At 45.0% G+C, this 13,238-nt stretch carries 13 protein-coding genes and 1 riboswitch; of the genes, 12 read left to right on the top strand and 1 reads right to left on the bottom strand.

Annotated features, from left to right (window positions below; all coding sequences use genetic code 11):
• Window positions 1-60: 60 nt before the first annotated feature.
• From ATB76_RS02215 to ATB76_RS02200, 3 genes are all read left to right on the top strand, one after another.
• The gene (locus tag ATB76_RS02215) at window positions 61-1,407 is read left to right on the top strand and encodes a magnesium transporter (protein WP_038867331.1); all 1,347 of its coding nucleotides are present in this window, start codon (window positions 61-63) and stop codon (window positions 1,405-1,407) included.
• Between the two features lie 938 nt (window positions 1,408-2,345).
• Window positions 2,346-3,584, top strand: a complete 1,239-nt coding sequence (codB, locus tag ATB76_RS02205) for a cytosine permease (RefSeq protein WP_042600193.1) — start codon at window positions 2,346-2,348, stop codon at window positions 3,582-3,584.
• A gap of 9 nt (window positions 3,585-3,593) precedes the next feature.
• Window positions 3,594-4,871 carry a cytosine deaminase gene (locus tag ATB76_RS02200; protein ID WP_038877668.1) on the top strand — a complete coding sequence of 426 codons (1,278 nt, stop codon included), beginning with the start codon at window positions 3,594-3,596 and terminating at the stop codon, window positions 4,869-4,871.
• Window positions 4,872-4,922: 51 nt separating this feature from the next.
• On the opposite strand, the gene ATB76_RS02195 is transcribed toward ATB76_RS02200, so the two are convergent.
• Window positions 4,923-5,105, bottom strand: coding sequence for a hypothetical protein (locus ATB76_RS02195; RefSeq protein ID WP_009704791.1), 183 nt, complete (start codon window positions 5,103-5,105; stop codon window positions 4,923-4,925).
• A gap of 535 nt (window positions 5,106-5,640) precedes the next feature.
• On the opposite strand from ATB76_RS02195, the gene ATB76_RS02190 reads away from it, so the two are divergent.
• From ATB76_RS02190 to ATB76_RS02150, 9 genes are all read left to right on the top strand, one after another.
• The gene (locus ATB76_RS02190) at window positions 5,641-6,411 is read left to right on the top strand and encodes a hypothetical protein (protein WP_042600191.1); all 771 of its coding nucleotides are present in this window, start codon (window positions 5,641-5,643) and stop codon (window positions 6,409-6,411) included.
• Window positions 6,412-6,518: 107 nt separating this feature from the next.
• Entirely contained in the window at window positions 6,519-7,172 is a 654-nt protein-coding gene (locus ATB76_RS02185; RefSeq protein WP_061034512.1) for an HD domain-containing protein, read from the top strand.
• A gap of 1 nt (window position 7,173) precedes the next feature.
• Window positions 7,174-7,911 carry a helix-turn-helix transcriptional regulator gene (locus ATB76_RS02180; RefSeq protein ID WP_061034511.1) on the top strand — a complete coding sequence of 246 codons (738 nt, stop codon included), beginning with the start codon at window positions 7,174-7,176 and terminating at the stop codon, window positions 7,909-7,911.
• Between the two features lie 10 nt (window positions 7,912-7,921).
• The gene (locus ATB76_RS02175; protein ID WP_038867321.1) at window positions 7,922-8,281 is read left to right on the top strand and encodes a hypothetical protein; all 360 of its coding nucleotides are present in this window, start codon (window positions 7,922-7,924) and stop codon (window positions 8,279-8,281) included.
• Window positions 8,282-8,463: 182 nt separating this feature from the next.
• On the top strand, window positions 8,464-10,320 hold the full coding sequence (locus ATB76_RS02170; RefSeq protein WP_061034510.1) for an MFS transporter: 1,857 nt from the start codon (window positions 8,464-8,466) through the stop codon (window positions 10,318-10,320).
• Between the two features lie 59 nt (window positions 10,321-10,379).
• Window positions 10,380-10,997, top strand: a complete 618-nt coding sequence (locus ATB76_RS02165) for a cob(I)alamin adenolsyltransferase/cobinamide ATP-dependent adenolsyltransferase (protein WP_045423696.1) — start codon at window positions 10,380-10,382, stop codon at window positions 10,995-10,997.
• Window positions 10,998-11,119: 122 nt separating this feature from the next.
• A riboswitch (FMN riboswitch) is annotated at window positions 11,120-11,260 on the top strand.
• 174 nt (window positions 11,261-11,434) lie between these two features.
• Window positions 11,435-12,091 (top strand): 3,4-dihydroxy-2-butanone-4-phosphate synthase, encoded by a 657-nt coding sequence (gene ribB / locus ATB76_RS02160; RefSeq protein ID WP_061034509.1) that lies wholly within the window; start codon window positions 11,435-11,437, stop codon window positions 12,089-12,091.
• A 109-nt stretch (window positions 12,092-12,200) separates the two neighbouring features.
• On the top strand, window positions 12,201-12,746 hold the full coding sequence (locus tag ATB76_RS02155) for a glutathione peroxidase (RefSeq protein ID WP_041053583.1): 546 nt from the start codon (window positions 12,201-12,203) through the stop codon (window positions 12,744-12,746).
• An 11-nt stretch (window positions 12,747-12,757) separates the two neighbouring features.
• Window positions 12,758-13,204 (top strand): DUF3429 domain-containing protein, encoded by a 447-nt coding sequence (locus tag ATB76_RS02150; protein WP_061034508.1) that lies wholly within the window; start codon window positions 12,758-12,760, stop codon window positions 13,202-13,204.
• Window positions 13,205-13,238: the final 34 nt, after the last annotated feature.

Genomic DNA, 13,238 nt, shown 5'->3' with positions numbered 1-13,238 from the left:
GCTACTTTCGAGTACCTTGATCCGCTGCCTATAAGAATAATCTGACTGTCGGGGTGCTCGTTGAGTAAGTTTCAAGACCTTTCCACTCTAATTGAACAAATTGTCCAAGCAGAAGAAGCGGAGCAAATCACCGCTCTCAATGATTCTATCGAATGCGGCCTCGAACCCGGTGCGGTTGCGCTGATTCTCGAAGCCTTTCCGATCGATGATCGTGTGAGATTGTGGCGCGCATTACCTATGGAGTTGCACATCGATGTACTAACAGAAATGCGTGCAGAAGTACGTCTTTCGATCATCGAAGCACTTTCTGAAGTTGAGCTAAAGCTTACCTTAGCCAAGCTAGATAACTTATCTCTGATCGAATGGGCGGATTCTCTGCCTGAAGAGTTTATCAATGAAGCGTTAGAGTTGATTGAGAAAGATGAACTCGACCTCTACGATCAAGCCAACGAATACGAAGACGAAGAACTTGGCCGCTGGGCTGAGCGTAAGATCATCACTCTCCCTTTTAATATCACGGTTGGCAAAGCTCGACGCCTAATGGAGCGTTACAGTTACGACACACCGCAGCAGGTGTATCTCATCAACCGTAAGAAACAGTTTCGTGGCGCGGTGAACTACTATGAAATCTTGCGTAGTGAGGAAGACGTTCGCCTTAAAACCTTAGCGATAGAAACCGTCACAGTACTCGACAGTAAAATGGAATTGTCTGAGGCCGTAGAAGCGTTGGAGCATAGCCCCCTGCCAGCGTTGCCAGTAACGGATACCGACCAAACCTTAATAGGTGAAGTGGATTGGCAATTCGCATTAAGCACGCAGCGTGAAATATACGAAGCGCGTTTAATGGCTGGTACGGGTATGGATGAAGGCGATGACTTATTTGCTCCGGTATTAAAAAGCTCTCAAAAGCGTGGGGTTTGGCTGGGCATCAACTTGCTAACCGCTATTTTAGCCTCTGTCACTATCGGGTTGTTTGAAGACGTAATTTCACAAGTGGTTGCTCTCGCCGTTCTCATGCCAATCGTTGCCTCTATGGGTGGTATCGCGGGCAGTCAGACACTTACTCTTATGATTCGCGCTATGGCGTTAAACCAGATCACTCCGGGTAACCGTTTTGCACTCTTGAAAAACGAGCTTGGTATTGGTTCTTTGAACGGCTTACTTTGGGCGCTGATCATCGGTGGGCTGGCGGGTTTATGGTTCCAATCAACCGTACTGGGCGGCACCATCGCATTAGCTATCATCGTAAATATCATAACGGCAGCCCTATTTGGTGTTTTGATCCCTATTGTTCTGGATAAATTGAAACTCGATCCTGCTTTAGCTGGTTCCGTCATTTTGACTACCGTGACAGATGTGGTCGGCTTCTTCGCTTTTTTAGGAACAGCAAGCCTAGTAATGTTGTAAAAACGATTGCTCTAGTTAATTAATTCATCATTAGCATTATAATTACAAATTGCAAAACGAAATTGCATTTTGCAATAAGTGAGGGATTTTAGGCAACCTATGTCACAGAAACCGCGATTTTTAGGCGGTTATAAAGTTGGCACACTAACTGCATTAGTATGACTGACCCTTCTTAAGCCGAGGGTCACCTAGCCAACTGACGTTGTTAGTGAACTCAATTTGTTCACAAGTATATAAGCCAATCGCACTCTTTGCGGTTGGCTATTTTTTTATCTGTACTTTGTACATTCACCTTCACTTCCGCTCCAGCCTTTCAGAACTCAACTATCTCTCATAGAAAATACTTTCTAGGCGGGCATAAATGCTCATCAACCCAGTTCGTTTCCATTACTTTTTAACTTCTTTTGTATCAGAAAATCGCTATTTCACCATTCCACTATTGACCAACGCGCAGCCAACAAAAAAATACAACCGATTACATGAAAGAAAACACAAACAAAAACCACTTAAAACAATCAACTCAGCAGCATTTAAACACTAAGGCATCATAATTACATTCAGCTTCTATAATTTAAGTTTGATTTATGAACAAAGTAGAACGCCCACCAAAAGAAAACGGTTGCTTTTGATGCCAAAAACCCAACATTTCATACATTCATAAACAAACATATAAAATCAACTTAAATACCACCACGAACCAAATGATACCGATTTCATTACATATTTACCCACCGTAGATTGTAGAAATTGGAATTTTTTTCATTCCATAAATAAATCATAACCTTATGTTTATAAAGGACTTAAAATCATGAAAGCGTAAAGTAAACGTTTAAATGACAAAAAACTCATTGACTATGAGATTTACATCACGATAATACGCGCCGTTTGCCCAGAAATTGGGATCTATAATTAGTTTTAATTTTTATGCGGAGGTAAAAATGGCTGCAGACAATAACTACAGTCTCGGACCGGTTCCTAACACTGCCAGAAAAGGCGTGGCATCATTAACCATGGTTATGTTGGGACTCACTTTCTTCTCCGCAAGTATGTGGACGGGCGGCTCGCTCGGTACTGGCCTTTCTTTTGATGATTTCTTCCTCGCTGTTCTCATTGGTAACCTAATCCTCGGTATTTACACTTCCTTCCTCGGTTACATCGGCGCTTCTACTGGCCTCTCTACTCACCTCCTTGCTCGTTTCTCTTTTGGCTCTAAAGGCTCTTGGCTTCCTTCCGCACTTCTTGGCGGCACACAAGTTGGTTGGTTTGGTGTTGGCGTAGCGATGTTTGCGATTCCAGTGAACAAGGCAACAGGCATCGATACAAACACGCTTATCATCATTTCTGGTCTACTCATGACCGCAACGGTTTACTTTGGTATCTCTGCACTTATGGTGTTATCGGCGATTGCCGTACCAGCAATTGCCCTACTAGGCGGTTACTCGGTAGTGGAAGCAGTAAATAGCGTTGGTGGCGTAGCAGAACTTCAAAAAGTACAACCTTCGCAGCCAATCGATTTCTCTGTCGCTCTTGCTATGGTCGTAGGCTCATTTGTCAGTGCGGGTACGTTAACCGCAGACTTCGTTCGATTCGGCAAAAAGCCAAAAGGCGCAGTGATGGTCACCATGGTGGCGTTCTTTATCGGTAACTCACTGATGTTCATCTTCGGCGCAGCTGGTGCAGCGGTAACGGGTCAATCAGACATTTCGGAAGTAATGATTGCACAAGGCCTTCTTATCCCAGCCATCATCGTACTTGGCCTGAACATCTGGACAACTAACGACAACGCGCTTTACGCCTCAGGCCTGGGCTTCTCCAACATCACTGGTTTGCCAAGTAAATACATCTCAATGGCGAACGGTTTAGTAGGTACATTGTGTGCACTATGGTTGTACAATAACTTTGTAGGCTGGTTAACCTTCCTATCGGTTGCAATTCCACCAATTGGTGGCGTAATCATTGCGGATTTCTTCATGAACCGTAAACGTTACACAAATTTCGCAGCAGCAGAGTTCCAAACGGTTAACTGGGCTGGCATTATCGCTGTGGCGATTGGTGTTGCAGCAGGTCACTTCCTTCCGGGTATCGTGCCTGTGAATGCGGTACTAGGCGGCACAATCAGCTACCTGATTCTAAATCCTATTCTTAATAAAAAGACACTGGCACAGCAGCCAGCGTAAGGAACCATCATGACAACACTATTGATCAAGAACGCAACGCTAAAGGGACAGGAAGGTCTCCAGCAAATTTTGATTGAGGATGGTCAATTCAAGCGTATTGAAGACAATAATGTAGAGCTAAATTACACAGGTGAAGTGCTTGATGCAGAGGGCGGCATGGCTGTCGCTCCATTCTGTGAGCCTCACATTCACCTAGACACAACGCAAACAGCAGGTGAGCCAAGCTGGAACATTTCAGGTACGCTTTTCGAAGGCATTGAGCGTTGGGCTGAGCGCAAAGAGATGTTGTCGATTGAAGATGTGAAATCACGCGCGAAGCAAACGCTTAAGTGGCAAATTGCAAACGGCGTACAGCACGTTCGTACTCACGTTGACGTTTCTGACCCTACCCTAATTGCCCTAAAAGCGATGGTAGAAGTCCGTGAAGAAATGAAAGAGTGGGTAGACATTCAAATCGTTGCGTTTCCGCAAGAAGGTATTTTGTCTTACCCGAACGGCAAAGAACTGTTAGAAGAAGCGGTTCAGTTGGGTGCTGACGTTATTGGTGCGATTCCTCACTTTGAATTCACTCGTGAGTACGGTATTGAATCTCTACACTACGTTTTCGAACTGGCACAGAAATACGACCGTTTGATCGACGTACACTGTGATGAGATCGATGATGAGCAATCACGCTTTGTTGAAACGCTTGCAGCGCTAGCGCACAAGTTCAACATGGGCCACAAGGTAACCGCAAGCCATACAACGGCTATGGGCTCTTACAACGGTGCTTACGCATCTCGCCTGTTCCGTCTGCTACGCATGTCTGGCATCAACTTCGTTGCAAACCCATTGGTGAACATCCACCTTCAAGGCCGCTTCGATGATTACCCGAAACGTCGTGGTGTGACTCGTGTGAAAGAAATGCTGAATGCAAACATCAACGTGTGTTTTGGTCACGATGATGTCTTCGATCCTTGGTACCCACTAGGCACTGCAAACATGCTACAAGTGCTGCATATGGGTCTGCACGTGTGTCAGGTGATGGGTTACGACCAAATCAATAACTCACTGGATCTGATCAGCACGAATTCAGCACGTACACTGAACATTCAAGACAAGCACGGCATTGAAACAGGTAAGCCAGGTAGTTTACTGATTCTTCCTGCAGAAAATGGTTTTGACGCAGTACGTCGTCAGGTGCCAGTTCGTTACTCTGTTCGTCACGGTAAAGTGATTGCAGAAACACAGCCTGCGACAACACACATTCACCTTGGTGAGCAAGAGCAAGTGACTTACAAACGCTAATCACTGAGCTTTTAAACAAAAAAAGGGTCTGATTGAATCAGACCCTTTTTTTTATTTCTTCACGCGCTGTGTTAGGTGTCTACGGCAACTAATGACATTCCTTAGCAACGAAGGTGTATTCCCTAAATAAACAACCTTGCCATCTTCATCAACAATGGCAGGTACAACCTTTAAGCCTTTCATATCTGCGCCGTATTCCACCAACTTACGTTCTAGCTCATATAAATCCTGCATATCTCGGACTCAATTTATAATTATCAATTTTCGCGTGAATGCTATCCCTCTAAAGAGATATCAATACTGATCTGGATCATGAAAGATAGATCCTAATTATGGTGGGCTCAAACTTGAGACATTTCATGGTTTGAATGTGTTTTTGAATGTGAAATTTTGTGAATTGCATTCAAATTAAATTTCATAATATAGACAATTTGCGTAATAAATATTTGCACTCCTTCGTAACAAACACTAAAGTTAGGGAGTTAGTTGAGCTTTATACTAAAATGCTGCAAATCGCCCAAACACAGATTTAACACTAACAACGTCAAAATTAGTGCTTATAAAATAAAGAATAAAATAAAACCTAGGGTCAGCAGCAATGTTGACCCTTTTCTTTTCCTCCATCAAATCGAGCCAAACAGAAAAATTTTGAGCCTTATAGCAAACAAAACTTTTGCGTGATAACTGTCGGTTATCAGCGAGATAAGTAGATTCCTAATCAAACAGCGTTCAATAATAGCTTCGAACCAAACATCTCGGAGTGAAATACATGAACATTTTCAACAAAACTACATTGGTCGCAGCGCTATCTCTTCCCCTACTTGCAGGATGCGTGACTCCGGGAGAAGATGATCCAAACGCATTAACAAAACAAGGCGCTGCAGGTGGTGCACTTTTAGGTCTGACGATGGGCGCTTTGACGGGGGATGCTGAGCTTGCCGTGAAAGGCGCAGTTGCGGGTGGTGTCGCCGGTGGTGTCGCAGGTGCGGGCGCGGATATTCACAATAACCGTGACAACATTCGCCACGACAGCCGCAATGACGCGATTAGTGGTATTAACGGTGGTCAGAACACAGCAGCAACCAATGCCCCGCAACAGTGGCAAGAGATCGATAACTTTGTAGGTGATTGGAACGTAAATATCCAGAACCACAATCGCAACTTCAAAGGTTTAGAAGGTCTGTCGGCACACGGCTCGTTAGCAAAAACAACAGAAGCAAATGTTAAGGTGACCAACTCGCAAGGTGTTGACCTTAATGCCGCGTTCACGTTCGATCCACAAGCAGGCTACCAATTGACGCTGACCAATGAAGCAAAAGATGTATCGGTTGCTTTTGCTGGTGAACAACAATCACAAAACCATCGCTACAACTTCTACCCGATGAACATTAACGACGTCATTTACCAAGGTATTCCGACGGGTGATGTGCGTGTCGAGCTAGGTTTTGCAGGTCCAAACGTTTGGACCATCGATAGCTACGCTTACATCGACGGAGCAGAACAAAAAGTACAAACGTTCCGATTCACTCGCACCCTGTAAAACAACAAGGCTTTCTTCGCAACATCTCAATAACAACGTCTCATTTGGCAATTTAATAAAGGCTTAGGCATACTCTGTCTAAGCCTTTATTTTTTTAGAAGAAATCCATGTCTCAACTCAACCTAGCAGAGCTCAGCCAATTTGAGCCCCAGTTCCTACAGTTTATGCAGCAAGAGATGCAAACTGATGCCGCTCACGACCTCAGTCACGTACAACGCGTAGTCAAAACCGCTCGTCAGCTAGCAGAACAAGAAGGCGCAGATTTAGCCGTTGTATTACCTGCTGCGTATCTGCACGATTGCTTTACTTATCCAAAAGATCACCCGAACCGCAAACAAAGCTCAACGATTGCGGCGACCAAAGCGATTTCGTTTCTAGAAAGCATCGACTACCCTGCTCAGTACCATGACGCTATCGCCCACGCGATCGAATCTCACAGCTTTAGCGCCAACATTACACCAAATATGTTGGAAGCTCAGGTCGTCCAAGACGCAGACCGCTTAGACGCGCTTGGTGCAATTGGTGTGACACGCTGTATTCAAGTGAGCACGTTATTTGATGCTGCCTTATATAACGAACAGGACATGTTTGCAGAGCATCGAGAATTGGAAGATAAACGATTCACCATCGATCATTTCCAAACCAAATTGTTTAAAATAGTCGAGACGATGAACACCAAAGCAGCATATGAAGAAGGTTTGAAGCGTAAAGCGTTTATGCAGTCTTACCTAGAGCAGTTGCGCCAAGAAGTAGAAGGTTAATATGTCGGAAAGTCACGACCTAATTAAAGAGCTCAAACGCCAACTCAAGCAATCTGGCTTACACTATATCGATGTCGCGCAGCACTTGGAACTGAGCGAAGGCTCGGTAAAACGCTTATTGGCAGAAGGCAGTCAAATCAGCCTCGACCGCTTGGAGCGTATCTGTCAGCTGATTGGGTTAGAAATGGCAGAGCTATTTAAACTGGCAGCAGCGCACAACAAAGGGTTGGAGTCGCTCACGCTAGAACAAGAAAAACAGCTGGTTGAAGATAAAGGCTTATTGTTGGTTGCGGTTTGTGTGGTCAATGGTTATCGCTTCGAACAAATCATCGAGCAATACACCTTTGATGAGTTAGAGCTGATACAAAAGCTCGCCCAACTCGACCGTCTCAATATCATCGACTTGCTGCCAGGTAACAAGATTCGTCTGTGTATCTCCCCGACTTTCAAGTGGCACACAGGTGGCCCTATTCAGCGTTTCTTCCAGCAACAAGTTCAAGAAGCTTTCTTCCAGAGCTATTTCTCTGCTGAGGATGAAAAGCTAGTGATGGCAACGGGCTTAATGAGCTTGCCAACCAACAAGAAGATGCAGCAAAAGCTACAAAAGGTCATTGATGAGTTTTATCAGATCTGTCAGAGCGACGATTCACTGGATATGGACGAGAAGCACGGAACCTCTCTGGTGATTGCGATGCGTCGTTGGACATTCCCGCTGTTTAACCCTTGGGAACGCAAATAGGTACTACCTGATGCTCGATAAACTCAAAAGCCTATCGGTCAAGACGAGACCTATTCTCCCTTTATTCATGCTCATCGCGTTTGGTGGTTTTGCGGTATTCATTGCCACACTCCTGCAACTTTCTGATGTGGTTAAGGAGTCTTATCTTATTCCGAGTGGCGTAACGGCGTTGTGGGCGCTTGCCGCTTGGGTGATGATCTCAAGCTTTCAGCATGTTCCTGAACTTACGCCGAGCCTCGGTTTTTTCAAACGAATGAAAGCTCGCTTGGTGCGCCTGTTCTTTTATTTGGTGACATTAGGCTTTATTGGACTCTCTGGTTTTATTCTGTTTGTCACATTGAGAATGCTCAGCGTCTGGTTTCGACACTAAGCTCATCTCGTAACGTATATAAGCACCAACCCGTGCAATATCACAAATTAATGAAATAAAAAGTATCGCAAAGTGTTACTTTTGGTTTCTCATAACGTAACTCTTTTCTTCACACTGGCTTCCCAAAGCCAAGCCTTTAAAGTGCTCCCATCTCAACACGATTTTGCAATTACGGAGCCAGCATGTTTCTCACTAAACGATTCTTCCCCTATTTCGTGACTCAGTGCCTTGGTGCACTGAACGACAATATCTACAAGAATGTTCTCTTGTTGATGGTGACCTACAGCCAAATTGACTCACTACCGATGTCGGTCGATCTTTTTGTTAACCTTGCGGCTGGCTTATTTATTCTTCCCTTCTTTCTGTTTTCTGCCCACGCCGGTGCGATTGCCGACAACATGGATAAAGCCAAGTTAATCCGCCGCTTAAAACTGATTGAATTAGTGATCATGAGCTGTGCAGCGACGGCTATCATGATGCAAAGTGCCATTCTAATGCTGGTTCTACTCTTCATGACTGGTACTCAATCGGCTTACTTCGGCCCTGTGAAATACGCTCTACTTCCTCAAGCGCTAAAATCTGATGAGCTAGTGAAAGGCAATGCTTGGGTTGAGATTGGGACTTTCCTTTCTATCCTGATTGGTACATTAAGCGCAGGTCTATTGCTTGCGATTCCAAATGGTATGCTTATCGCCTCTTGCATTGTGATTACGCTGTCACTACTGGGCTTTTTAAGCAGCGCAAACATCCCTTCTCTGCCAAGTAAGAAAAGTGACCAAGTAAAATTCGAACCTGTTACTGGTTTGAAGAAAACACTCAAACTGGCACAAAAACAACGCGGTATTTGGATGTCGATTCTAGCGATTAGTTGGTTCTGGTTTATGGGTGCGACTTACCTGACTCAATTCCCAAATTTTGCTCGTGAACACCTATTTGCAGACAGTACTGTGGTTTCTCTGTTGTTGGCTCTTTTCTCAGTTGGTATCGCGACAGGCTCATGGTTATGTGAAAAGCTGTCTTTCAATCAAGTTGAACTGGGTATTCTGCCATTTGGTATTTTGGGCTTAACGATTTTCAGTGCCGACCTACTATGGGCAGTACCTGCAATCGAATCTTTCCCAAGTCACTATTACGATGTACAAAGCTTTGTTGCTCAGCCTTCGCATATTAGAGTAATGATCGACTTATTCTTAGTTGGTGTGAGCGGAGGTGTGTTTATTGTTCCCCTTTATGCGTTTATCCAATCGCGCTCAGAAGAAGACGAATGCGCTCAATCTATTGCAGCAAACAACATCATGAACGCACTGTTTATGGTCGCTTCCGCTGCTGTTTCTATCTTGGTGTTAAGTGTTTTAGAGTTCTCTATTGTTGAGCTATTTGCCATTTTGGCCGTCGGTAACTTCATCGTGGCTATCTACGTTTACCGTCAAGTACCTGAGTTTACTCAGCGCTTTATTAGCTACTTGCTAAGCCACTGTCTGTACCGAGTTTCGGTAACCGGTCGTCAGCATATCCCAGAACAAGGCGCTGCGCTGATTGTGGCAAACCATGTGAGCTATGTGGACGCTTTGATTCTAATGGGTACATCAACCCGCCCAGTTCGATTTGTGATGGACAAGTCAATCAGTGAACTGCCTGTTCTTAAATATGTTTTTCGTCATGCCGGTGTTATCCCAATCTGCTCGCCACGCAAATGCGCAGAGACTTACAAAAGAGCTTTCAAACAGATTGAGCAAGCTCTTAATAACGACGAGGTAGTTTGTATCTTCCCTGAAGGTCGTTTGACCTCAAATGGCGAACTGGGCGAGTTCCGATCAGGTGTTGAGAAGATTCTAAAACGTACACCAGTTCCAGTGATTCCAATGGCCTTAAAAGGCTTGTGGGGCTCTTTCTTCAGCCACAGAAATGGACATGCATTAACGAAGCGCCCTACTCGCTTTTGGTCTCGTATCGAAGTCAATATTGGTGAGCTATTGCAACCAACCATGTTAGATCGCCATTTGTTACAAAAAGAAGTGCAAGATTTGCTAATTCGCTGACAGTAGTCTTGTGGAGAATCTAGTAGGATAAAATCAACGTCATAAATCTAGGAGGTATTATGAAAATCATCATCTTACATGGTCTTTATATGCATGGGCTGGTCATGCAGCCTCTTAGCCAAAAGCTGAGAAAACTGGGCTACGAGACCCAAGTGTTGAGTTACAACACGGTTTCAATTAACGAAGAATCGCTGTTTGATTCGATCGACAAGGCGCTCAACCCACTCACTGTAAATGTGTTGGTGGGTCATAGCCTAGGTGGTTTGATGATTAAACGATACCTCGCGAACAGAAAGCCATCGACAAGTCTGGTGTCCCACGTTATCGCAATTGGCTCGCCACTGAAAGGCGCATCTATCGTCACTCGCATTCAAGATTTGGGATTCGGTGCGATGCTTGGTAACTCACCGTATCACGGCCTTAACAAGCACGAAGATGTTTGGACTTTCCCACAAAAGCTCGGCAGCATCGCAGGCACAATGGGCATTGGCGCAAGGCCTATTCTCATGCATAAAGACAACACCATGTCTGATGGCACAGTTACCGTTGATGAAACACGTTTAGAAGGCATGCAAGATCATATAGAGACGAAACAGACTCACACTAGCCTTATCTACAACACCTATGTACCTGCGCAGATTGATCACTTTATCAAAACTGATCACTTCAGCAGATAGCGCACTTTTCCATCAAGTAGTTGCAATCTACTTTTCAAGCCAAGGCGTTCGCAGTACTATCTCTACTCCGACCACTCATTTGAGTGTCGGAGTTTTTTACTTCTAACCATATTGGTTGGATTCAATGTTCTCAGGGCGGGGCGAAATTCCCCACCGGCGGTATACTCTTTTGAGTGAGCCCGCGAGCGCTCGATTCGTCGAGGTCAGCAGATCTGGTGAGATGCCAGAGCCGACGGTTATAGTCCGGATGAAAGAGAATAAGAAAACATCAGCGGTTTCCTCAACGTTCTGTGTTGATGAACACTGGTGCACTTCTTTTTGGATCGCATTTTTTATTGCGTGGGTTTGTGCCATCTTACCGTTGGTGGCTCAGTGCATGCGTAAAATGTGACGATCTCTCATACCGCCCTGATTCTGGTGATATTTAGGAGTTAACCATGAATCAGTCATCACTACTTGCCGAATTTGGCGACCCAATTACTCGCGTTGAAAAAGCACTTATCGCATTAAAAGAAGGCCGTGGCGTGCTTCTTCTCGACGATGAAGATCGTGAAAACGAAGGCGACATCATTTATTCCGTAGAGCACCTGACTAATGAGCAAATGGCTCTGATGATCCGCGAGTGCAGCGGCATTGTGTGCCTATGCCTGACAGACGCTCAAGCAGACAAATTGGAACTGCCACCAATGGTTGTGAACAACAACAGCGCAAACCAAACGGCTTTCACGGTTTCTATTGAAGCGAAGCAAGGCGTAACAACTGGCGTTTCTGCCGCTGACCGTGTAACAACTATCAAAACAGCAGCAAACCCAAATGCAAAACCAGATGACTTAGCTCGCCCTGGTCATGTATTCCCTTTGCGTGCTCGCCCTGGAGGCGTCATGACTCGTCGTGGTCACACAGAAGGCACTATCGATCTGATGCAAATGGCCGGTTTGCAGCCTGCAGGCGTGCTTTGCGAGGTGACAAACCCAGATGGCACCATGGCAAAAGCACCAGAGATCGTCGCGTTTGGTCGTTTACACAACATGCCAGTACTCACCATCGAAGACATGGTTGCGTACCGTAATCAATTTGATTTGAAGCTAGCGTAATCAACACGCATTTGCTCTAGTCGAAAGCCGCTGAACTCAGCGGCTTTTTTGATCGATTTGATTCCTTTGCGAGTAGTTATACTTAGTAAAAACAAAAGGAATCAACATCATGAAGGGAATCACTCGCAGCGCACTTACCGCAACACTACTCTCCATCAGCTCTTTGGCTTTTGCATCGAGCTGTCCAGATATCTTGCAAGGAAAGCAAAGACTTTTAAATTCAACGGAAGAAATAGAGCTTTGTGACGCCTTCAAAGGCAAAACGCTACTGGTCGTGAACACCGCGAGCCAGTGCGGCTTTACCCCTCAATTCGAGCAATTAGAGCAGTTGCATCAGACTTACAAAGATCAAAACTTTGCCGTTGTGGGCTTTCCTAGTAACGACTTTCGTCAAGATCGTGGCAGTGAAGAAAAAACCGCTAAAATTTGCTATCTCGACTACGGCGTTACCTTCCCTATGATGGCGCGAACCTCTGTTCTTGGCGAGGATGCAAACCCAGTATTCGCCGAGATCAGTACTCAAGCGGGCATTACTCCGAAGTGGAACTTCTACAAGTTCTTGATCAACAAAGAAGGTAAAGTCGTTGCGACCTTCCCAAGTTCAACCTCTCCAACAAGTACTACGCTTACTAACATGATTGAACAGCAACTTTAAGGAAGGCTGCCATGACGACCACACGTAAGACAATGCTGCAATTGGGTTATTTAGGACTGCTGCCCTTTCTGTTCAGCTTGGTTCTCATCGTTACAGAAAGGACTTTGTTTAACTTATCAGGGGAGCAGTTTTTTATTGCTTACAGTGCGGTGATTTTGAGTTTTCTTTCCGGGGTACTTTGGGGAAACGCCATTGATCATTTCTACCATCGATTGAGTCGAAATTCCTTAGTGCTAAGTAACTTATTCGTATTGCTTGCTTGGGGAGCGCTGCTACAAGGCAACAAGCATTATGTCATCGCGACTCTGTTATTGGCTGCTGGCTACATTGCCGTTTGGTACGCAGAAAAGCTGATTCGAAGAGTAGAAAAAGAGGCAGAGCCAAAAGGGTATCAGATGATGCGAGGCAAGCTCACGACAGGTGTGGTACTTATGCATGGGTTGGTTTTAATTGCTTAAACTGGTCTGTCCACCTACCAGATCACAAAACTCA

Source organism: Vibrio sp. MOR3 (genome assembly GCF_001557775.1).
Classification (GTDB): domain Bacteria; phylum Pseudomonadota; class Gammaproteobacteria; order Enterobacterales; family Vibrionaceae; genus Vibrio; species Vibrio jasicida.
Note: the sequence above shows the minus strand (reverse complement) of the source record. Positions and strands in the feature narration are given on the sequence as shown.